19 protein-coding genes are annotated in these 22,040 nt (G+C 67.1%); 13 read left to right on the top strand and 6 right to left on the bottom strand.

Annotated elements, in window-relative coordinates; genetic code table 11:
• The 4 genes from QM569_RS01340 to QM569_RS01355 form a co-directional block, all read left to right on the top strand.
• Window positions 1–938: DctP family TRAP transporter solute-binding subunit (locus tag QM569_RS01340; RefSeq protein WP_414985420.1), on the top strand; the 938-nt coding region annotated here is incomplete at its 5' end.
• 200 nt (window positions 939–1,138) lie between these two features.
• Window positions 1,139–2,344, top strand: coding sequence for an efflux RND transporter periplasmic adaptor subunit (locus tag QM569_RS01345; RefSeq protein WP_414985421.1), 1,206 nt, complete (start codon window positions 1,139–1,141; stop codon window positions 2,342–2,344).
• Window positions 2,345–2,353: 9 nt separating this feature from the next.
• Window positions 2,354–5,488 (top strand): efflux RND transporter permease subunit, encoded by a 3,135-nt coding sequence (locus tag QM569_RS01350; RefSeq protein WP_414985422.1) that lies wholly within the window; start codon window positions 2,354–2,356, stop codon window positions 5,486–5,488.
• The gene (locus tag QM569_RS01355; protein WP_414985423.1) at window positions 5,485–6,876 is read left to right on the top strand and encodes an efflux transporter outer membrane subunit; all 1,392 of its coding nucleotides are present in this window, start codon (window positions 5,485–5,487) and stop codon (window positions 6,874–6,876) included. The genes QM569_RS01350 and QM569_RS01355 overlap by 4 nt, the downstream gene beginning before the upstream one ends.
• A gap of 64 nt (window positions 6,877–6,940) precedes the next feature.
• Here the strand turns inward: QM569_RS01355 and QM569_RS01360 are convergent, their stop codons facing one another.
• The 4 genes from QM569_RS01360 to QM569_RS01375 all read right to left on the bottom strand — a co-directional run bounded on the left by QM569_RS01360 (window position 6,941) and on the right by QM569_RS01375 (window position 10,550).
• Window positions 6,941–7,453, bottom strand: coding sequence for a GNAT family N-acetyltransferase (locus QM569_RS01360; RefSeq protein WP_414985424.1), 513 nt, complete (start codon window positions 7,451–7,453; stop codon window positions 6,941–6,943).
• The gene (locus tag QM569_RS01365) at window positions 7,444–7,713 is read right to left on the bottom strand and encodes a DUF1778 domain-containing protein (RefSeq protein ID WP_414985425.1); all 270 of its coding nucleotides are present in this window, start codon (window positions 7,711–7,713) and stop codon (window positions 7,444–7,446) included. The genes QM569_RS01360 and QM569_RS01365 overlap by 10 nt, the downstream gene beginning before the upstream one ends.
• 105 nt (window positions 7,714–7,818) lie before the next feature.
• Complete coding sequence (locus QM569_RS01370; RefSeq protein WP_414985426.1) at window positions 7,819–8,754, bottom strand: 2-hydroxyacid dehydrogenase; 936 nt, start codon at window positions 8,752–8,754, stop codon at window positions 7,819–7,821.
• Window positions 8,751–10,550: an ABCB family ABC transporter ATP-binding protein/permease gene (locus tag QM569_RS01375; RefSeq protein ID WP_414985427.1), complete on the bottom strand. Its 1,800-nt coding sequence runs from the start codon at window positions 10,548–10,550 to the stop codon at window positions 8,751–8,753. The genes QM569_RS01370 and QM569_RS01375 overlap by 4 nt, the downstream gene beginning before the upstream one ends.
• 44 nt (window positions 10,551–10,594) lie before the next feature.
• On the opposite strand from QM569_RS01375, the gene QM569_RS01380 reads away from it, so the two are divergent.
• Window positions 10,595–11,020 (top strand): acyl-CoA thioesterase, encoded by a 426-nt coding sequence (locus tag QM569_RS01380; protein ID WP_414985428.1) that lies wholly within the window; start codon window positions 10,595–10,597, stop codon window positions 11,018–11,020.
• A 7-nt stretch (window positions 11,021–11,027) separates the two neighbouring features.
• On the opposite strand, the gene QM569_RS01385 is transcribed toward QM569_RS01380, so the two are convergent.
• Both QM569_RS01385 and QM569_RS01390 read right to left on the bottom strand, forming a co-directional pair.
• Window positions 11,028–11,564 (bottom strand): bactofilin family protein, encoded by a 537-nt coding sequence (locus tag QM569_RS01385; RefSeq protein WP_414985429.1) that lies wholly within the window; start codon window positions 11,562–11,564, stop codon window positions 11,028–11,030.
• Window positions 11,565–11,696: 132 nt separating this feature from the next.
• Window positions 11,697–12,179, bottom strand: coding sequence for a thioesterase family protein (locus QM569_RS01390; RefSeq protein ID WP_414985430.1), 483 nt, complete (start codon window positions 12,177–12,179; stop codon window positions 11,697–11,699).
• A gap of 245 nt (window positions 12,180–12,424) precedes the next feature.
• Here QM569_RS01390 and QM569_RS01395 point away from each other — a divergent pair, with 245 nt between their 5' ends.
• The 8 genes from QM569_RS01395 (at window position 12,425) to QM569_RS01430 (ending at window position 21,975) form a co-directional block, all read left to right on the top strand.
• Window positions 12,425–13,300 (top strand): branched-chain amino acid ABC transporter permease, encoded by an 876-nt coding sequence (locus QM569_RS01395; protein WP_414985431.1) that lies wholly within the window; start codon window positions 12,425–12,427, stop codon window positions 13,298–13,300.
• A 2-nt stretch (window positions 13,301–13,302) separates the two neighbouring features.
• Window positions 13,303–14,379 (top strand): branched-chain amino acid ABC transporter permease, encoded by a 1,077-nt coding sequence (locus tag QM569_RS01400; protein WP_414985432.1) that lies wholly within the window; start codon window positions 13,303–13,305, stop codon window positions 14,377–14,379.
• Entirely contained in the window at window positions 14,376–15,212 is an 837-nt protein-coding gene (locus QM569_RS01405; protein ID WP_414985433.1) for an ABC transporter ATP-binding protein, read from the top strand. The genes QM569_RS01400 and QM569_RS01405 overlap by 4 nt, the downstream gene beginning before the upstream one ends.
• Window positions 15,209–16,000, top strand: coding sequence for an ABC transporter ATP-binding protein (locus QM569_RS01410; RefSeq protein WP_414985434.1), 792 nt, complete (start codon window positions 15,209–15,211; stop codon window positions 15,998–16,000). Before QM569_RS01405 ends, QM569_RS01410 begins: the two co-directional genes overlap by 4 nt.
• 5 nt (window positions 16,001–16,005) lie before the next feature.
• Entirely contained in the window at window positions 16,006–17,862 is a 1,857-nt protein-coding gene (locus QM569_RS01415; protein WP_414985435.1) for an AMP-dependent synthetase/ligase, read from the top strand.
• Between the two features lie 67 nt (window positions 17,863–17,929).
• Entirely contained in the window at window positions 17,930–19,087 is a 1,158-nt protein-coding gene (locus tag QM569_RS01420) for an ABC transporter substrate-binding protein (protein ID WP_414985436.1), read from the top strand.
• Between the two features lie 145 nt (window positions 19,088–19,232).
• Window positions 19,233–20,546: a DNA cytosine methyltransferase gene (locus QM569_RS01425; protein ID WP_414985437.1), complete on the top strand. Its 1,314-nt coding sequence runs from the start codon at window positions 19,233–19,235 to the stop codon at window positions 20,544–20,546.
• Between the two features lie 271 nt (window positions 20,547–20,817).
• Entirely contained in the window at window positions 20,818–21,975 is a 1,158-nt protein-coding gene (locus tag QM569_RS01430) for an acyl-CoA dehydrogenase family protein (protein ID WP_414985438.1), read from the top strand.
• Window positions 21,976–22,040 lie beyond the last annotated feature (65 nt).

The raw sequence follows: 22,040 nt of genomic DNA on the forward strand, positions 1-22,040 counted from the left end.
ACCGCATGTCCCTGGTGCTGGGCACCGCCTTCCCCTGGGGCAAGGGCGGCGAGATCTGGGCCAACAAGGTCAGGGAAAAGACCCAGGGCCGCATCAACATCAAGCTCTACCCCGGCGTCTCGCTGATCCAGGGTGACCAGACGCGCGAATTCAGCGCGCTGCGCCAGGGCGTGATCGACATGGCGATCGGCTCCACCATCAACTGGTCGCCGCAGGTCAAGCAGCTCAACCTGTTCTCGCTGCCCTTCCTGTTCCCCGACTACGCGGCGGTGGACGCCGTCACGCAGGGCGACGTGGGCAAGAGCCTCTTCGCCACGCTGGACAAGGCCGGCGTGGTGCCGCTGGCCTGGGGCGAGAACGGCTACCGCGAGATCAGCAACTCCAAGCACGCCATCAAGACGCCTGCGGACTTGAAGGGGCTGAAGATCCGCGTCGTCGGCTCGCCGCTGTTCCTCGACACCTTCACCGCCCTGGGCGCCAACCCCACGCAGATGAGCTGGGCCGACGCGCAGCCCGCCTTCGCCAGCGGCGCCGTCGATGGCCAGGAGAACCCCATCGCCGTCTATCAGGCCGCCAAGCTGCACACCGTGGCGCAAAAGCACATCACCATGTGGGGCTACGTGAACGACCCGCTGATCTTCGTGGTCAACAAGGACGTGTGGAACAGCTGGACGCGCGCCGACCGCGAGGCCGTGCGCCAGGCCGCCATCGAGGCGGGCCAGGAAGAGATCGCCATCGCCCGCAAGGGCATGGTCGAGCCCGGCCAGCCGCTGCTCAAGGAGATCGCCGCCAACGGCGTGACCGTGACGCAGCTCACGCCCGCCGAACGCGACGCCTTCGTGAAGGCCACGCGCCCCGTGTTCGACAAGTGGAAGGGCCAGATCGGCGCCGACCTGGTGAACGCGGCGGAGAAGGCCATCGCCAGCCGCAAACGCTGAAATTCCGCCCCTCCCATGAAGGCGCTCCCCCGAAAGGCGGAGCGCCTTTTTGCGCAACGGGGCACGTAAATTGCTAGTAAAAACAGGCCCTGGCGCTTATGCAGCAAGCGCAAGTAGCTATCAAACCAGTAGCAACCGCTGCTTTATCGAGCGTACATATTTGCCCCCGACAATGGCTTGCACCCACGATTGACGCCCCCATGCCCCCCGCCACCCCACTCCTCAGCCATCCCAAAATCCTGCTGGCAGCACTGTGTTGCGCGGTCGCGCTGGCGGCCTGCTCGGGCAAGGACCAGCCCGCCGCTGGCGGCAAGCCCGCCACGCCCCCGCCCGTGGGCGTGGTGGTGCTGCAGCCCGAAAGCCAGACCCTGAGCACGGAGCTGCCGGGCCGCACCGCTGCCGTGCAGAACGCGGACATCCGCCCGCAGATCAACGGCATCATCCAGAAGCGCCTGTTCACCGAGGGCGCGCTCGTCAAGGCGGGCCAGCCGCTGTACCAGGTGGATGCATCCACCTACGAAGCCGCCCTGGCCAGCGCGCAGGCCGCGCTGGCCAAGGCCCAGGCCGTGGCCCGCACGGCGCAGGTCAACGCCAGGCGCAATGCCGAGCTGGTGGCGATCGACGCCGTCAGCCGCCAGGCGCATGACGAGAGCCAGGCCGCCGTGCAGCAGACCCAGGCCGACGTGGCGGTGGCGCAGGCCGCGCTGGAGGCCGCGCGCATCAACCTGCGCTACACGCGCATCGTGGCGCCCATTTCGGGGCGCATCGGGCTGTCGGCGGTGACGGCGGGCGCGCTGGTCACGGCCAACCAGGCCACGGCGCTCGCCACCATCCAGCAGATGGACCCGATGCAGGTGGACATCACCCAGTCCAGCACCGAGCTGCTGCAGCTGCGCCGCCAATGGCAGGACGGGCAGTTCACCCGCGTGGACGCCACGCAGGCCAAGGTGCGGCTGGTGCTGGAGGACGGCACCGTCTATCCGCACGAGGGCACGCTGCTGTTCACCGGCACCGCCGTCAACCCCACGTCGGGCGCGATCACGCTGCGCGCCACCTTCCCCAACCCCGACCACTTTCTGATGCCCGGCATGTACGTGCGCGCGCGCTTGGCCACCAGCCTTGCACCGCAGGCGCTGCTGCTGCCGCAGGAGGCCGTGCTGCGCAACGCCGCAGGCGAGCCCAGCGTGCAGGTGGTGGGCGAGGACAACAAGATCGCCAAGCGCCCGGTGGTGCTGGGCCAGGCCATGGGCAGCCGCTGGCTGGTGCTGTCGGGTGTGCAGGCGGGCGAGCGGGTGATGGTGGACGGCTTCCAGAAGGCCCGCGTGGGCCAGGCCGTCACGCCCACGCCCGTGGCGCCGCGCGGCGGCCAGAAGGCCGCGCCCGCCGCGTCCGCCGCCAGTTCCTGAGCACGCGCCATGGCCCAGTTCTTCATCAACCGCCCGGTCTTCGCCTGGGTGCTCTCCATCATCATCATGCTGGCGGGGGCGGCGTCCATCTTCACGCTGCCGCTGGAGATGTACCCCGAGATCGCGCCGCCGCGCGTGACCATCAACACCACCTACACCGGCGCTTCGGCCGAGACGGTGGACAAGTCCGTCACGCAGGTCATCGAGCAGCAGCTCAAGGGCCTGGACAACCTGCTGTACATGGGCTCCGCCAGCGACTCGGCGGGCCGCTCGCGCACCACGCTCACCTTTGCGCCCGGCGCCAACATCGACGTGGCGCAGGTGCAGGCGCAGAACAAGCTCCAGTCGGCCATGAACCGGCTGCCCGAGGCCGTCAAGAGCCGGGGCGTGTTCATCAACAAGGGCGGGCAGGACTTTCTGGTGACCTACGTGTTCACCTCGACCGACCCCGCCGTGTCGCAGGTGGCCATTGGCGACTACGTGTCCAGCAACGTGGTGGACGTGATCGCCCGGCTGGACGGCGTGGGCGACGTGACCATGTTCGGCACGCCCTACGCCATGCGCATCTGGCTGGACCCGGCCAAGATGGAAAAGCACGCGCTCATGCCCTCGGACGTGATCACCGCGCTGAACAACCAGAACGCGCAGGTCTCCGCCGGGCAGCTCGGCGCCCTGCCCGCCCTGCCCGGCCAGATGCTCAACGCCACCATCTCCGCGCGCACCAAGCTGCAGACGGTGCCCGAGTTCGAAGGCATCGTCCTCAAGTCCGGCACCGACGGCTCGGTGGTCACCCTGGGCGACGTGGCGCGCGTGGCGCTGGAGGCGGACAACCTGCTGTCCAAGACGCGGCTCAACGGCCAGCCCGGCGCGGGCTTCGGCGTGGTGCTGGCCGACGGCGCCAACGCCATGGAGGTGGCCGACACCGTGGCGCGCAAGATGAAGGAGCTGGCGCCCTTCTTCCCGGACGGAATCAACGCCGTCATCAGCTCCGACTCCACGCCCTTCGTGCGCGCGTCCATCGAGGAGGTGGTCAAGACCCTGGCCGAAGCCATGCTGCTGGTGGTGGTGGTGATGTTCGTCTTCCTGCAGAACCTGCGCGCCACCCTGATCCCCGCCATCGCCGTGCCGGTGGTGCTGCTGGGCACCTTCGGCGTGCTGTCGGCCATGGGGTATTCGATCAACATGCTGACCATGTTCGCCATGGTGCTGGCCATCGGCCTGCTGGTGGACGACGCCATCGTGGTGGTCGAGAACGTGGAGCGCGTGATGAGCGAGGAGGGCCTGTCGCCGAAGGAGGCCACGCGCAAGTCCATGCGCGAGATCACCCCGGCGCTGGTGGGCATCGGCCTCACGCTGGCGGCGGTGTTCATCCCCATGGCGTTCTTCACGGGCTCCACGGGCGTCATCTACCGGCAGTTCTCCGTCACCATCGTCTCGGCCATGGCGCTGTCGGTGTTCGTGGCGCTCACCCTCACGCCCGCACTGTGCGCCACGCTGCTCAAGCCCGTCGCCAAGGGCCAGCACACGGCCCACGGCGACGCGCCGCGCCGGGGGCTGCTGGGGCTGAACGACCGCTTCTTCGCCTGGTTCAACCGCAGCTTCGACCGCATGGCGGGCGGCTACCAGCGCACCGTGGGCGGGCTGCTGCGGCGCAGCCTGCGCATGGTGGTGATCTACCTGGTCATCGTGGCGGCCGTGGCGCTGGTGTTCAAGAAGCTTCCCACCTCGTTCCTGCCCAACGAGGACCAGGGCTTCATCTCGGCCAGCGTCACCCTGCCCTCGGGCGCGACCGACGAGCGCCTGTGGAACGTGCTGGAGGAGATGAAGGACTACTTCCTGGCCCGGCCCGAGACGCTGCGCGTGTTCGGCCTGTCGGGCAACAACGGCAACCAGAGCTCGGGCACCATGTCCATCCGCTTCAAGCCCTGGGACGAGCGGCCCCGGCCCGACCAGTCCGCCGAGGCCATCGCGCGGCAGGCCGGCAAGGACCTGGCCCGCATCCGCGACGCGCGCATCTTCATGCTGCAGCCGCCCGCCGTGCGCGGCCTGGGCTCCAGCGCGGGCATCAACTTCATGCTCAAGGACATGAACGCGCTGGGCCAGGACGCGCTGGTCGCCGCCAAGGACAAGCTCATCGAACTGGCCCGCGGCTACCCGGTGCTGACCAACGTGCGCACCACCAACTTCGACACCACGGCCGAGCTGCGGCTCACCCTGGACGACCGCAAGGCCGCCGCGCAGGGCCTGTCGCCCACCGACATCAACAGCGTGCTCGCGAGCGCCATGGGCGGCACCTACGTGAACGACTTCGTCCACGAGGGCCGCGTCAAGCGCGTGTACATCATGGGCGACACGCCCTACCGCATGCTGCCGCAGGACATCGGCCAGTGGTCGGTGCGCAACAAGAACGGCGAGATGGTGCGCTTTGCCACCTTCTCCAGCACCTCGTGGGCCAGCGGCCCGCCGCAGCTCATGCGCTACAACGGCAACCCGGCGCTGGAGCTGCAGGCCGACACCGCGCCCGGCGCCAGCTCGGGCGACGCCATGAACGCCATCGAGGAGATCATGAAGCAGATGCCCGAAGGCATCACCATGGAATGGACCGGCGCCTCGCTGCAGGAGCGCCGCTCCGGCTCGCAGGCACCCATGCTCTATGCCGTCTCCATCCTGTTCGTCTTTCTGTGCCTGGCCGCGCTGTACGAAAGCTGGAGCGTGCCGTTCTCCGTCATGCTGGCCGTACCGCTGGGCGTGATCGGCGCGCTGCTGGCCACCTACACGCGCGGGTTGACGAACGACGTGTACTTTCAGGTCGGGCTGCTCACCACCGTGGGCCTGGCGTCCAAGAACGCCATCCTGATCGTCGAGTTCGCCGTGCAGTTGCAGGAACAGGGCAAGAGCCTGTTCGACGCCACGGTGCAGGCCGTGCGCCTGCGCCTGCGGCCCATCCTGATGACATCGCTGGCCTTCGGCTTCGGCGTGCTGCCCCTGGCCCTGGGCACCGGCGCGGGCGCCGCCGGGCGCCAGGCCATCGGCACCGGCGTGCTGGGCGGCATGGTGGCGTCCACCGTGCTGGGGCTGTTCTTCGTGCCCGTGTTCTTCCTGCTGGTGCGCTCGTGGTTCAACCGCAAGGAGGTGCAGGCATGACGCCCCGCGCCCTTCTCATCGCTGCCGCCGCGCTCTGCGCGGGCTGCACCAACCTGGCCCCGCGCTACGAGCGGCCCGAGGCCCCCGTGCCCGCCGCGCTCGACAACGCGGCCATCGGCGACGCCGACACCCACACCCCGCTGGGCTGGGAGGCCGTGGTGCAGTCCGCGCCGCTGCGCGAGGTCATCGCGCTGGCGCTGCAGAACAACCGCGACCTGCGCGCCGCCGCCCTCGCCATCGAGCGCGCCCAGGCGCAGTACGGCGTGAGCCGCGCCGACCGCCTGCCGTCGGTCAACGGCACCGCCCAGGGCACCCGCGCGCGCACCGCCTTCGACCTGACCACCACGGGCCGCCCGCAGGTCACCGAGCAGTACGTCGTGCAGCTGGGCACCAGCAGCTACGAGCTGGACTTCTTCGGCCGCGTGCGCAACCTGAACGAAGCCGCCTGGCAGGAGGTGCTGCGCACCACCGACAACCGCCGCAGCGTGCAACTGAGCCTGGTGGCCGAGGTCGCCAACGCCTGGCTGACCCTGGCCGCCGACCAGGCCCGCCTGGCCCTGGCGCGCGAGACCCTGCGCTCGCGCGAGGCGTCTTACGCGCTGACCGAGCGCACCCACCGCCTGGGCGCCACCTCGGGCCTCGTCCTCGCGCAGAACCAGACCACGGTGGAAACCGCCCGCGCCGACGTGGCCGCCGCCACCAGCCAGGTCGCGCGCGACCGCAACGCGCTGCAGCTGCTGGTGGGCTCCGCCGTGCCGCCCGCCCTGCTGCCGCCCGCAGAGCAGGCCGCCGCGCCCGCGCTGCAACTGCTGGCCGTGCCCGCGCAGATCCCATCCAGCGTGCTGCTGTCGCGCCCCGACGTGATGGCCGCCGAGCGCAGCCTGCAAGCCAGCTACGCCAACATCGGCGCCGCGCGGGCCGCGTTCTTCCCCAGCATCACGCTCACCGCCAGCGTGGGCACGGGCAGCAACGAGCTGTCGGGCCTGTTCGGCAACGGCAACGCCACCTGGAGCTTCATCCCGCAAATCCGCCTGCCCATCTTCGACGGGGGCCGCAACCAGGCCAACCTGGAGGTCGCCGAGGCCAACCAGCGCATCGCCCTGGCGCAGTACGAAAAGGTCATCCAGACCGCCTTCCGCGAGGCCGCCGACGCCCTGGCCGAACGCGCCACGCTGGCCGACCGCATCGCGGCGCAAAGCGCCCTGCTCACGGCCACGGAGCGCGTCCATGCCCTGTCCGAAGCGCGCTTCAAGGTCGGCGCGGACAGCTACCTCGCGGTGCTGGACGCGCAGCGCTCGCTGTACGCGGCGCAGCAGACGCTGCTGAGCCTGCAGCTTGCCGAGCAGGTCAACCGGATCACGCTGTACAAGGTGCTGGGCGGGGGTTGACGGATACTCCTGAAAAGATAGCTGCTGATGCTTGTGCATCAAGCTCTGGAGGCACTTTTCAATCCTACCCTGCGGCATCCACCGACGCCGCAATGTCCGCCATCGACCGGAACAGCACCAGCGGATCGTCACGCGAAGGCAGGAAGCCCCGGCGCAGCCAGAACGCCCCTGCTGCTTCATCCACCGCATGCACCACCAGCGCCCGCCCGCCGATCAGCCGGGCGGCCGCCACGCTGCGCTGCAGGGCATGCTTGACCAGCCCCGTGCCGATGCCCTGCCCCGCCCAGCGGCTGTCGGTCGCCAGTTGGCCCAGCAGCAGGCAAGGCACCGGGTCGGGTGGCTGGCCGGTGCGGATGGAGCGCGGCAACTGCGCGGGCAGCACCGCCGTGGGCGACAGGCCGTAGAAGCCGACCACCCGCCCATGTACATGCACGACGACCACGGCGGTGAAGCCCTTTTGCTGGTTGGACAGCGCGCGGGTGTGCAGCCAGCGGTCCAGCGCCGGGTGGCCGCAGGAGAACGCCGCCACGTCGTGCTGCGCCGTCAGGGCCTGCGGCCCTTCGATCTTCACTCCCACGGAGCGGGGCGCTGCAGTGCCTGCACCATCTCGGGCACGGGCGCGCCTGGCGCGGCCAGCGCAGCCAGGAAGGCGTCGAAGCCCTCGGGGCTCATGCGGATGGGCAGGGCTTCGAGCAGCGCCTCTTGCGCCGCGCGCACGGCCGCGTCGCGCATGAACTCGGTGCGTGATCGCCCACGCAGCGCGGCGGCGCGGTCGATCATGGCGAGGTCGCCCTCGGGCAAGCGCAGCGACAGGGGGTGGACGGCGAGGGTGGTCATGCAGGCATTCTAGCCGTGTAGTGCAAATAGCACTACATTCGCTTGAATACTCCTGTTTTGATAGCTACTAGCGCTTGCTGCATAAGCGCTAGAGGCCAATTTGACCTAAAGAACCGGCGATACCATCGCCTGCCCCGCAAAGTGCCGCGTGGCGTTGGCGATGAAGCGGTCCACCGAGTTCTGCACCGCCTCGGGCGACCAGCCAGCGACGTGGGGCGTGAGCACCACGTTGGGCAGGCCGACCAGTTCGGCGGGCGGGGCGGGTTCGCTCTCGTACACGTCCAGCCCGGCGCCCGCGATGGCATGGGTGCGCAGGGCCTGGGCCAGCGCGGCGGTGTCCACCACGCTGCCGCGTGCGATGTTGACCAGCCAGCCACCAGGGCCCAGCGCCCGCAGCACGGCGGCATCGACCAGGTGGCGCGTGCCCGGCCCGCCGGGGGTGGCGACCACGAGCACGTCGCACCAAGCGGCCAGGGCGTGCGGGGTATCGAAGTAGCGGTGGGGCGCATCGGCCCGGGGCTTGCGGTTGTGGTAGCCGATATCCATCTCGAAGCCCGCCGCGCGCTGGGCGATCTTGCGGCCAATGGTGCCCAGGCCCAGGATGCCCAGGCGCTTGCGCGACACGTTGGGCGGCAGCAGCAGGGCCGAGCGCCACACGCCTTCGCGGGTGAGTGCGTCCAGACGGGGGATGCCGCGCACGGTGGCGATGAGCAGGCCGAAGGCGTGGTCGGCCACGCAGTCGTCGTTGGTGCCCGCGCCGTTGGCCACCGCGATGCCGTGCGCGCGGGCGTGGGCGATGTCGATGTTCTCGTAGCCCGCACCCAGGGCGCAGACCAGTTGCAGGCGGGGCAGCGCGTCCATCTGCGCGGCGCTGAGGCCGGTGGAGCCGATGGTGAGCACAGCCTGCACGCGCGCGCCGTCGCGGGCGATGGCCTGCGCGGCCTGCGCGGGCTCGGGTGCGTAGATCAGGTCGAACGACTGCGCGATCTGCGCCTGGTGTTCGTCGGTCAGTTGGGCGATGGCGAGGAGGGTTGGCTTCATGGTTCTTCGTTCTGTTGCAAGGCCCACATTTCGGCGTAGCGCCCGCGCTGGGCCAGCAGTTGGGTGTGCGTGCCGCGTTCGGCGATGCGGCCTGCGTCCATGACCAGGATCTGGTGCGCATCGACCACGGTGGACAGGCGGTGCGCGATGACCAGCGTGGTCCTGTTGCGCGCCACGCCCTGCAGCTCGGCCTGGATGGCGCGCTCGTTGGCGGAGTCGAGCGCGCTGGTGGCCTCGTCGAAGATGAGGATGGGCGGGTTCTTGAGCAGCGTGCGGGCGATGGCGACGCGCTGTTTTTCGCCGCCCGACAGCTTCAGGCCGCGTTCGCCCACGCGCGTGGCGTAGCCCTGCGGCGTGCTGGCGATGAAGCCGTGGATGCGCGCGGCCTGTGCCGCCGCCACCACCTCATCGTGCGAGGCGCCGGGGCGACCGTAGGCGATGTTGTATTCGACGGTGTCGTTGAACAGCACCGTGTCCTGCGGCACGATGCCGATGGACTGGCGCAGGCTCGCCTGCGTCACCGCGCGGATGTCCTGGCCCGCGATGGTGATGCGGCCTTCTTGAACATCGTAGAAGCGAAACAGCAGGCGGGCGAGCGTGGACTTGCCCGCGCCCGAGGGGCCGACCACGGCGACGGTCTTGCCTGCGGGGATTTCAAAGCTGACGCCCTGCAGGATGGGTCGGTCCGGCGCGTAGCCGAAATGCACGTTCTCGAACCGCACCGTGGGCTGCGCGAGCCCCGCCAGCGGCAGCGCGCCGGGCGCGTCGGCCACCTCGCGCTCGCGGTCGAGCAGGGCGAACATCTTGTCCAGGTCGGTCAGGCTCTGCTTGATCTCGCGGTAGATCACGCCCAGGAAGTTGAGCGGTATGTAGAGCTGAATCATGTAGGCGTTGACCATGACCAGGTCGCCCAGCGTCATGCTGCCCGCCGCCACGCCCTCTGTGGCGCGCCAGAGCATGGCGACCAGCGCGGTGGCGATGATGAGCTGCTGGCCGGTGTTGAGCAGCGACAGCGTGGCCTGCGCCTTGATGCGCGAGCGGCGGTAGCGGTCCAGGCTCTCGTCGTAGCGGCGGGCCTCGAAGGCTTCGTTGTTGAAGTACTTCACGGTCTCGTAGTTCAGCAGCGAATCGACAGCCTTGGTGTGCGCGGCCGAGTCCAGCTCGTTGGCCTCGCGCCGGTACTTGGTGCGCCATTCGGTCACCGTGACGGTGAACGCGATGTATGCCGCCAGCGCCAGCAGCGTGATCCAGGCGAACCAGGCGTCGAACTTGACGGCCAGGATGCCGAGCACCAGCGCCACCTCAATGAGCGTGGGGATGATGCTGTAGAGCGAGTACGAGATCAGCGACTCGATGCCCTTCACGCCGCGCTCGATGTCGCGCGTCATGCCGCCGGTCTGCCGCTCCAGGTGAAAGCGCAGCGACAGCGCATGCAGGTGCTCGAACGTGGCAAGGGCGATGGAGCGCGTGGCGCCCTGCGTGGCGCGCGAGAACACCAGCTCGCGCAGCTCGGTGAACACCGAGGTGGACAGGCGCAGCAGCCCATAGGCCACCAGCAGCCCCACGGGCACGACGAGCACCGCCGTGGGGTCGCCGGGTTTCACGCTCATCGCATCGACCAGCGTCTTGAGCAGCAGCGGCACGCCCACGTTGGCGGCCTTGGCGGCCACCATGAAGGCCAGGGCCGCGAGCACACGCCACTTGTATTGCCAGAGGTAGGGCAACAGCCGGGCCAGCGTGGACCAGTCGGACGGCTTGGAATGCAGGGAAGATGGGGATTCGCCTAAGCGGCGCATGGGGGACAATCCGGTTCGTTGGTTTTTGAACTGGAATTGTGCCCATGTCCTCCACCCCTTTCAGCCCGCCCGCCGCCGCCCTGCCCACCGACAAGGAACTGGTGCTCAAGGTCATCCCCATGCCCGCCGACACCAACAGCAACGGCGACATCTTCGGCGGCTGGGTGATGGCGCAGGTGGACCTGGCGGGCTCGGTGCTGCCCGCGCGCTACGTGCAGGGGCGCATGGCGACGGTGGCGGTCAATGAATTCATCTTCAAGCAGCCGGTGCGGGTGGGCGACATCCTGTCGTTCTTCGCATCCGTCACGCGCGTGGGCAACACCTCGGTCACCGTGGACGTGGAGGTGTATGCCGAGCGCATTCGCATGCAGGGCCAGTACGTGAAGGTGACGCAGGCGCGGCTGACCTACGTCGCCATCGACGACGAAGGCCGCCCGCGCGCCCTGCCCAAGCAGCAGGTGGAATGTTGACGATGGGTCAGGCCGCCATGCGCACGGCGGCGCCTGCCGCTGCGCCGGCTGCCGTCGTGCCCGAGGCGATCTCGCCCGTGAGCTGGCCGCCTTCCTCGATCACGACCTTGCCGTAGCGGATCTTGCCGCTGACCTTGCCGCTGCTGTAGATCACCAGCTTCTGGCGCACCGTGAGCGAGCCGTCGAACTCGCCGCGGATCTCGGCGATGTCGATCTCGGCCGAGCCCTTGAACGCGCCGTTCTCGGCGATCTGGATCACGCGCGAGTCCATCGTGGCCTCGACCGTGCCCTCGACCACCAGCGTGTCGCAGTCGGTGATCTCCACGCCCTTGAGCTTGATGTTGGGGCCGACGGTGAGCTTGCTGCCCGACGCATCGCTCGCGCTGGCGGCGGGCTTGGGCGTGGCCGCTGGCTGCGCGGCAGCGGCGGTGGTGCTGCTGCTGCCAGGCGCCGTGGCGCCGCCCAGCACCGACGATGCGCTGGTGCTGCGGGGCTGGAAGGATTCGGGTTCACGCTTGCCGAAGAAGGGGTTTTGCACGGCCATCAGATCTCCTTGAAAGAAACCGTTCGATGCTAGGGGCCGTGGCGCGTGAAAGATGCGCTCGTTACGCAAGAACGGTAACCAAACGGTTCCCTGGTTGCATGCGCTTGCAAGGTTGGGAACGTGCTTACGTTCTCACGACACGATGTAGGCCGCCGCGCCCGCCGACATGATCTGCCCGTCCGGCCCCACAAACTCCATGCGCGTGGTCGCCACACGCGAGCCCAGGCGCAGCACCTCGGCCCGCAGGCTGAAATGGCTGCCGATGCCGGGGCGCAGGTAGTCGATGCGCAGGTCGATGGTGCCCAGCCTGGCAAAGCGGTGCAGGCGCTGCGCGGGCGATTCGTCCATGTGCCTGGCGCCGATGGCGGCCATGACGGCCAGGCCGCCCATGGCGTCCAGCCCCGCGCTGATGACGCCGCCATGCACGCGGTTGTAGGCGTAGTGGCCCACCAGCTCGGGCTTCATGTCGATGCGGGCCTCCACGCCGTCGGGCCGCAGCGACGTGATCTTGAGGCCCAGCACCCGGTTGAAGACGATCCTGTCCTCGAAGATGGACGTGAGGCCGTCGATGAACTCGGACTCGAACGCGGCGGGCGGCGGGGCTTGTTTGCTCATATTTCAATAGCTGGTTGCGCTTGCCAGATAAGCGCTAGAGGCCATTTTGGCTTAGAGCGTGTTCATGATCTTAGAACCTCCATGCCAATCCGCAGGGCCATAGGGAATTCACCACGTCCTCTCGCGCCATGGCTGGGCCAATATGCGGACCGGCTCAGGGTTCTACCCAAGTGCGGCGCGGGGCCTGCGCAGCCATCATTATTTATGCAAAGCATTTGCTTTGTGAAAATATTCTGGAGGTCCGGGTGCAATTGTTGCAACTGCTGATCAGCGGCGTCTCCCAGGGCTGCATTTACGGGCTGATCGCGCTGGGCTTCGTGCTCATCTACAAGGCCACCGAGACGGTGAGTTTCGCGCAGGGCGAGCTGATGATGCTGGGGGCCTTTTGCGGCCTGGCGCTGATGACGCTGCTGGGCTTTCCGTTCTGGGTGGCGGTGCTCGCCAGCGTTCTCGCCATGGGCCTGTTCGGCGTGGTGCTGGAGCGCGCGGTGATCCGGCCCATCCTGGGGCAGCCCGCGTTCTCCATCGTCATGCTGACCATTGGCGTGGGCTACCTGCTGCGCGGCCTGGTCACCATGATTCCCAACATCGGCACCGCGACGCACACCCTGCCCGTGCCCTACAAGGACCAGGCGCTGCGCGTGGGCGAGCTGGTGGTGGGGGCGGAGCACCTGGTGGTGATGGGCGCCACGGCGGTGCTGTGCGTGCTGCTGTTCGCACTGTTTCGCTACAGCAAGCTGGGCATCGCCATGCAGGCCGCGTCGCAGAACCAACTGGCGGCGTACTACATGGGCATTCCGGTGCAGCGGCTCAACGGTCTGGTGTGGGGGCTGGCGGCGGCGGTGGCGGCGGTGGCGGGGCTGCTGCTGGCGCCCATCACCTTCGTGCATGCCAACATGGGCTTCATCGGTCTCAAGGCGTTTCCCGCCGCAGTGGTGGGTGGCTTCACCAGCCTGCCGGGGGCCATCGTGGGCGGCATCGTCATCGGCGTGGTGGAGTCGCTGTCGGGCTTTTACCTGCCCGACGGCTTCAAGGACACGGCGGCGTACGTCGTGGTGCTGATCATGCTGATGGTCAAGCCCAACGGCCTGTTCGGCGAAAAGCTCCGTAAAAAAGTCTGAGCATGCGTTTCATCTTCAAGACCTCCTACGAGCAGGACATCCGCCTCGCCAAGCACGGCGGCCATGTGTTCTGGTATGGCCTGCTGTGCCTGGCGCTGATCGCCGCGCCCTGGTTGGTGCCCGAATACTGGCTGGCGCAGCTCACCTTCGTGCTCATCTATGCCGTCGTGGGCCTGGGGCTGATGCTGCTGGCGGGCTTCACGGGGCAGTTCTCGCTGGGGCATGCGGCCTTTCTGGGCGTGGGGGCGTACACGCAGGCGGTGCTGACGGGCATGGGCTGGCCGTTCGCACTGTCGCTGGCCTGCGCTGCCGGGCTGTCGGCGGCGGTGGGCGTGGTGGTGGGGCTGCCCGCGCTGCGCGTCAAGGGCATCTACCTGGGCATGGCGACGCTGTCGTTCGGCTTCATCGTCGAGGAGGTGTTTGCGCGCTGGGAATCGGTGACGGGTGGCAACGCGGGCAAGAGCATGGCCGCGCCGCAGATCATGGGCTATGCCTTCGAGTCCACGGAGTCGTTCTACTTTCTGTGCCTCGTCATCACTGCCATCTGCACGCTCGCCATCCTGAACCTGCTGCGCTCGCCCACGGGGCGGGCCTTCGTCGCCATCCGCGACTCGGAGATCTCGGCGCAGAGCATGGGCATTCACCTGGCGCGCTACAAGACGCTGTCGTTCTCGCTCTCGGCCGCGCTGGCGGGCATCGGCGGTGCGCTGTACGCGCACAAGCTGCAGTTCATCTCGCCGGACCAGTTCAGCATCCTGCAGTCCATCGACCTGCTGCTGATGATCGTCATCGGCGGGCTGGGCTCGGTGCATGGCGCGTTCCTGGGGGCCATCTTCCTCATCGCCATGCCGCAGCTCATCTCCATGGGCAAGGACTGGCTGCCCGAGTCCGTGGGCCAGTCGCCCGGCCTGCAAAGCGTGGTGTATGGCGCGGTGCTGGTCGCCTTCGTGCTGTTCGAGCCGATGGGGCTGTATGGCCGCTGGCTGAAGGTGCGCACCTGGCTGCAACTGTTCCCGTTCTACCGCGCGGGGCTGTTCAAGCGGCAGAAGTCCTTCCAAAAGTCCGATCGCCTGAAATGAACGACGACGTGCTCCTTTCGGCCCAGGGCCTCAGCGTGCGCTTCGGTGGCGTGCTGGCGGTAAACAACGTGAGCTTCGACGTGAAGCGTGGCGAGGTGTTCACCCTCATCGGCCCCAACGGCGCGGGCAAGACGACGGTGTTCAACCTCATCAGCCGCATCTACACGCCCACCACCGGCACCATCAGCTATGCGGGGCCGCAAGGCCAGTTGGTGCTGACCGAGCAGCCGCCGCACCGCATCGCGGGGCTGGGCATTGCGCGCACCTTCCAGAACATCGAGCTGTTCGAGCACGCGAGCGTGCTGCACAACCTGCTGATAGGCCGCCACACGCGGCGCGAGACGGGGCTGTGGAGCGAGATGCTGTTCACCCGCCGCGTGCGCGAGGCCGAGGTGCGCGCCCGCGAGAAGGCCGAGGAGGTGATCGACTTCCTCGACCTGCAGCACTACCGCGATACGCTGGTGGCGGGCCTGCCCTACGGCGTGCGCAAGGTGGTGGAGCTGGCGCGCGCGCTGTGTACCGAGCCGCAGTTGCTGCTGCTGGACGAGCCCTCGTCGGGCCTGAACGTGGAGGAGACGGACGACATGGCCTTCTGGATACAGGACATCCGCGAGGAGCTGGGCATCACCGTGCTGATGGTGGAGCACGACATGTCGCTGGTATCCAAGGTGTCCGACCGCGTGCTGGCGATGAACCAGGGCGAGGTGGTGGCACTGGGATCGCCGCGCGAGGTGCAGTCGCACCCCCGCGTGGCCGAGGCGTACCTGGGCACCATCGACGACGTGAGCAACCTGCGCCGTCCCGCCGCAGGCAGCATCGGAGGCCGGGCATGAGCACCGCCGTGCAGAACGACCAACCCGTGCTGCGCCTGATGAACGTAGAGAGCGCCTACGGCCCCATCAAGGCCATCCGCGGGGTGAGCCTGCAAGTGCGGCGCGGCGAGGTCGCCACCGTGCTGGGCAGCAACGGCGCGGGCAAAACGACCATCCTGAAGACCATCAGCGGGATCATCGACCCGCGCAAGGGCTCTATCGAGTTCCAGGGCCAGAACATCACCGCGCACGACCCGGCGGTCATCGTGCGCCGGGGCCTGTCGCACGTTCCCGAGGGGCGCGAGGTGTTCCCGCTGCTGTCGGTGCGCGACAACCTGATGATGGGGGCCTACACCCGCACCGACCGCGACGCCGTGGCGCGCGACGTGGAGACGGTGTTCGGCTATTTCCCCATCCTGAAGGAGCGCGCCGCGCAGGATGCGGGCCTGCTCTCGGGCGGGCAGCAGCAGATGCTGGCGATCTCGCGCGCGCTCATGGCCGCGCCCGAGCTGATCCTGCTGGACGAGCCCAGCCTGGGGCTGAGTCCCAAGCTCACCAAGGAGATCTTCGAGATCGTGGTGCGCATCAACCGCGAGCGCGGTACCACCATCCTGCTGGTGGAGCAGAACGCCAACATGGCGCTCAACGCTTCGGACTACGGCTACGTGCTGGAGAACGGCCGCATCGTGATGGAAGACAGCTGCGAGCGCCTGCGCGAGAAGGACGACATCAAGGAGTTCTACCTCGGCATGAAGGACGAGGGCGTGCGCGGCGAGCGGCGCTGGAAGAAAAAGAAGACCTGGAGATAACGACCGTGAGCCATCTTTGGGATCTTTCGCACATCCAGCCGCGCACCGAGAGCGTGCTCGACGGCGACACCATCCCCGCCATGTTCTGGAACGCCGTGCGCCAGCGTGGCCCCAGCGTCTGGCTGCGCCAGAAGCACCTGGGCATCTGGAAGAGCTGGACCTGGAACCAGACCGCCGACGCCGTGCGCGAGGTGGCGGGCGGGCTGATGGCGCTGGGCTTCGCGCCGGGCGAGTGTGCGTCCATCCTGTCCAACACCAACATCGAATGGGTGCTGTGCGACCTGGCGGTGCTCAGTGCGGGCGGCGTTGCCAACGGCATCTACCCCACGGACGCGGCCACGCAGGTGCATTACCTGTGCGAAGACTCGGCCACGCGCGTGCTGTTCGTCGAGGACGACGAGCAATTGGACAAGGCGCTGGAAGTGCGCGCCAGCCTGCCGCTGCTGCGCAAGATCGTCGTCTTCGACATGGAGGGCCTGCGCGGCCTGGACGACCCCGGCATCATCAGCCTGGACGCGCTGCGCGCCCTGGGCCGCGAATGGAACGCCGCGAACGGCGGCGCGCTGGAGCAGCGCGTGCAGGCCGTGCAGCCAGACGACCTGGCCATCCTCGTCTATACCTCGGGCACCACGGGCAAGCCCAAGGGCGCCATGCATACGCACGGCGCGCTCTGCTACACCGCGCGCGGCTACAACACCCTGGTCGTGCGCGGCGAGGACGACGAGGCCATGTGCTTTTTGCCGCTGTGCCACATCGCCGAGCGCATGGGCGGCGAATACTTCTCGATGTACACGGGCTGCAAGCTCAACTTCGTGGAGAACCCCGACACCGTGCCCGAGAACGTGCGCGAGATCGCACCCACGGTGTTCACCGCCGTGCCGCGCGTGTGGGAGAAGTTCTACTCGGGCGTGATGATCGCACTCAAGGAATCGACCGCCCTGCAGCGCGCCGCCTACGCCTGGGCCATCGGCGTGGGCACGCGCATCGCCGAGCGCGTGCTGGCGGGCCAGCCCGTGGGCGCGGGCCTGAAGGCGCAGTTCCGCGTGGCGCGCTGGATCGCGCTGGACAACGTGCGCAAGCTCATCGGCATCCACCGCGCGCGCTTTCTCGTCACGGGCGCGGCGCCCATCTCGCCCGAGCTGGTCAAGTGGTATCTGGCGCTGGGCGTGCCCATGCTGGAGGTGTGGGGCATGACCGAGACCTGCGGCGCTGCCACCGGCGTACCCGCCAGCCGCATCAAGCCCGGCAGCATCGGCCCGGCGGCCAGCTTCAACGAGGTGCGCATCGACCCCGCCACGGGCGAGATCCTGGTGCGCGGCCCCAACGTCTTCAAGGGCTACCTGAACCTGCCCGAGAAAACGGCCGAGACCATCGACGCCGACGGCTGGCTGCACACGGGCGACGTGGGCACCATGGACGCCGACGGCTACCTGCGCATTACCGACCGCATGAAAGACATCATCATCACCGCAGGCGGCAAGAACGTCACGCCGAGCGAGCTGGAGAACGAACTCAAGTTCAGCCCCTACATCACGGATGCCGTGGTCATCGGCGACAAGCGGCCCTACCTCACCGTCATCATCATGATCGACCAGGAGAACGTGGAGAAATTCGCGCAGGACAACGACGTGCCGTTCAGCAACTACGCCAGCCTGACGCGCGCGGCCGAGGTGCAGGCGCTGATCCAGGACGTGATCGACGCGGTGAACAAGAAGTTCGCCCGCGTGGAGCAGATCAAGAAGTTCTTCCTGCTCGACACCCAGCTCACAGCGGAAGACGAGGAGCTGACGCCCACCATGAAGCTCAAGCGCAAGCTGGTGCAACAGAAGTACGCCGCACAAATCGACGCGATGTACCGCTAGGGAAACTGCTGGTGCCCTGCCCCGGGCGCCGTTCTATAACGATTCATCCACCCAAAGGAGACATGCCATGAAACTTCATTCCGTCGCCGCGCTGGCCATCCTGGCCCTGACCGCTGGCGCCGCCCAGGCCCAGCAGGGCGTGAGCAAGGACACCATCACGCTCGGCTCCATCCAGGACCTGTCGGGCCCCATAGCGGGCTTCGGCAAGCAGGCGCGCATGGGCATGATGCTGCGCGTGGACGAGATCAACGAGCAGGGCGGCATCCACGGCCGCAAGGTCGATCTGAAGGTCGAGGACTCGGGCTACGACCCCAAGAAGGCCGTGCTGGCCGCGCAGAAGCTGGTCACGCAGGACAAGATCTTCGCCATGCTGGCCCACATCGGCACGGCGGGCAACATGGCGACCTTCCCGGTGCTGTTCCCCAAGAAAATCATCAACTTCTACCCCCTGACCGGCGCGCGCGAAATGTTCGAGGAGCCGAACATGAACCTCAAGTTCGCCTTCAGCGTGCCCTACTACGACCAGGCGCGCAAGGGCACAGTCAAGCTGGTGCAGGACAAGGGCCTGAAGAAGCCCTGCGCCATCTACCAGGACGACGAGTTCGGCCTGGAGGTGCTGCGCGGCGCCGAGGCGGGCCTGAAGACCATCGGCATGGATCTGGCGGAAAAGACCAGCTACAAGCGCGGCGCCACCGACTTCTCCTCACAGGTCGCCAAGATGAAGGCCGCAGGCTGCGACCTGGTGGTGCTGGGCACCATCATCCGCGAGACCATCGGCACCGTCGGCGAGGCGCGCAAGACCGGCTTCAACCCCGTCTTCATGGGCACCACCGCCGCCTACACCGACCTGATCCACAAGCTGGGCGGCAAAGCCATGGACGGCATCTACGCCACCAGCGCGGTGCAGGTTCCCTACCTGGACGATGCCTCGCAACCGATCCGCTTCTGGGCCAACAAGTACAAGACCAAGTTCAACGAAGACCCCGGCGTGTTCTCCGTCTATGGCTATGCCATCATGGACAACTTCATCCAGGGCGCGCAGCGCGCGGGCCCCAACCTGACACCCGAGAGCTTCAGCAAGGCCATGATCAGCAAGCCCATCGAGCCGGACATCTTCGGCAGCGACACCATGAAGTTCTCCGACAAGAACCGCCTGGGCTCGGAGCGCTCGCGCCTGTCGCAAATCCAGGACGGCAAGTGGAAGGCCGTGTCCGACTTCTTCTGAGCCAGCCTTCCTCTTTTCATGAACCGCCTTCGGGCGGTTTTTTTGCGTTCAGGACTGCTTCAACACCGTGTCCGACTGATTCCAGTGCGGGTGCCGCTCTGCACTGCCCTGCACCAAGAAGGACCCCGCTGGTAGGATGATCGGCATGAATCAGGACGACATCGTTGTATCGCTGTTTGCCGGTGCTGGCGGTTTCTCCACAGGCTTCGCCCAGGCCGGCTTGAAGCCGCTTTTTGGCGCAGACATCAACGTGGATGCCTGCAAAAGCTACGAGCTCAACATCGGCAGCGCTTGTTATCCATTGGATTTGAGCATTGCCGACCCAAGCCTTTTGCAAAACCTTGTTGGCGGACAAAAACCGCTTGCCGTCATCGGCGGGCCGCCCTGCCAGGGCTTCAGCACAGCGGGGCCGCGCAACAGTTCCGACCCGCGCAACCGGCTTATTTTCAACTACCTCCACATCGTGGATCGGCTGTCGCCCCGGTGGTTCGTCTTCGAGAATGTCGAGGGCCTGCTCACGTCAGGCGGGGGCCGGGATTTGGCCCGCCTGGTCCGCGAATTTGTCGGACTGGGGTATTCGGTTCGCATGCAGAAGGTGAACCTGGCATCCTATGGAGTGCCCCAGACGCGAAAGCGCGTACTCATCATCGGAAACCGTCTGGGGATTGACTTTGAATTCCCCGCAGAACTGCATTCCTTCGATAGCGGCAAGGCCAAGAAAGCGTCAGGGCTGCCCATGGCCCCCACACTGGATGATGCGATAGCAGGGCTGGGCCCGGCAGCCACGGCGAAGGGCGCAGCCGTTCGATACGCCAGCAGTGTGCCGCTCAACACGTTCGATGCGCTGATGCGTCAAGAGAACGAAGCGGGCAGCGTCACGCAACATGTACGTGCCGAGCCTGCGCAGCGCACGCAAATCGAATTGCTCAAGCCCGGGCAGACCATGAAGGATTTGCCGCCGGAGCTATGGCACGAAAGCTTTGCGCGTCGGGCCAACCGGCGTGTCTGCGACGGCACACCCACCGAGAAACGCGGCGGCGCGCCATCGGGCATCAAGCGGCTGCGCGGAAACCTGCAAAGCCTCACCATCACAGGCGCCGCCTCGCGCGAATTCATCCACCCCACCGAGCACCGCCCCCTGACAATCCGGGAGTGTGCTCGCATACAGACCTTTCCAGACCGCTATCAGTGGGCAGGCAACAGCGCCAGCATCATCCAGCAGATCGGCAATGCGGTCCCGCCCTTGGCGGCCCAGCATCTGGCCCGGCATTTGCTGAAGCTCGATGGCGCGTTCGGCTCTGACCTACAGGCCCCGAGGCCCGCCGCTGCGCAATTGCTGGGTTTCGTTCTGACGGAGTCCTCCGGAATGAGCCCCGCGCTCCAATCCACAGCCATGCTGCTCGCAGAAATGCGCCAACAGAGATTGATGTTCGATGCATGCAAAACGGCCACGGCTTAGCGCGGAAAGGTCCCTGCAGCTCACCCGACTGCTGACCATCACCAACACCGCCAACATGCGGGCCTTGATGGAAGCTTGCGAATTGGCCCGCATCATTGCGATCGTCGCCACGGACATTGGCATGGCCTCGGAAGACGACACGGAGTAACCAGTCGCAACCAGTGAACCGTGCGCTCATACCCACCCGCCCGTGGCAGGGATAAAACGAATGTGCAACCGGCCCCGGCATGGCAGAATTTAACCAAGCATTTGCTTTGCTAAATTCTCCGCCATGATCGAACGCACCCTCTTCCAGCCCGAACACCTCGCCTTTGCCGACAGCTTCCGCCGCTTTGTCGAGAAGGAAATCACCCCCCACCACGCCGCCTGGGAAGAACAGGGCTACGTCGCCCGTGAGGTCTGGAGCCAGGCGGGCGCCAACGGCTTCCTGTGCATGAGCCTGCCCGAGGAATACGGCGGCGCGGGCGCCGACAAGCTCTACTCCGTCGCGCAGATGGAGGAGATCGCCCGCGCCAACGCCACCGGCATCGGCTTCAGTCTGCACAGCGAGATCGTGGCACCGTACATCCTGCACTACGGCACCGAGGAGCAAAAGCGCAAGTACCTGCCGCAGCTCGCCAGCGGCGCGATGGTGGGCGCCATTGCCATGAGCGAGCCTGCGGCGGGCAGCGATTTGCAGGGCGTGAAGACCACCGCAATCAAGAGCGCGGACGGATCGCACTACGTGCTCAACGGCAGCAAGACCTTCATCACCAACGGCTGGCATGCCGACCTGGTCATCGTCGTCGCCAAGACCGACCCCGCCGCAGGCGCCAAGGGCACCAGCCTGCTGCTGGTGGAGCGCGGCATGCCCGGCTTCGAGAAAGGCCAGCGCCTGAAGAAAGTGGGCCTGAAGGCGCAGGACACGTCCGAGCTGTTCTTCCACGACGTGAAGGTGCCCGCAGAAAACCTGTTGGGCGCGGAAGGACGCGGCTTCATCTGCCTGATGGAGCAACTGCCCTGGGAGCGTTTGCAGATCGCCATCTCCGCCGTCGCCTCGGCGCAGGCCGCCATCGACTGGACGGTGGACTATGTCAAGCAGCGCAAGGTGTTCGGCCAGCCCGTGGCCGCCTTTCAGAACACCCGCCACACCCTGGCCGAATTGCAGACCGAGGTACAGGTGGCCCGCGTGTTCGTGGACAAGTGCTGCGAGCTGATATTGAAGAACGAGCTGGACACCGCCACCGCCAGCATGGCCAAGTACTGGACGACCGACCTGCAATGCAAGGTGATGGACGAATGCGTGCAACTGCACGGCGGCTACGGCTACATGTGGGAATACCCCATCGCCCGCGCCTGGGCCGACGCGCGCGTGCAGCGCATCTACGGCGGTACGAATGAAATCATGAAGGAAGTCATCACGCGCGCCATGGGGCTGCCTGCGCGCTGATACTTCTATATTTATAGCTGCAAGCGCTTGCTGCATAAGCGCTAGAGGCCAATTTGACCCCTATT

This window comes from Acidovorax sp., from assembly GCF_047607405.1.
In the GTDB taxonomy this organism is placed as follows: Bacteria; Pseudomonadota; Gammaproteobacteria; order Burkholderiales; family Burkholderiaceae_C; genus Acidovorax.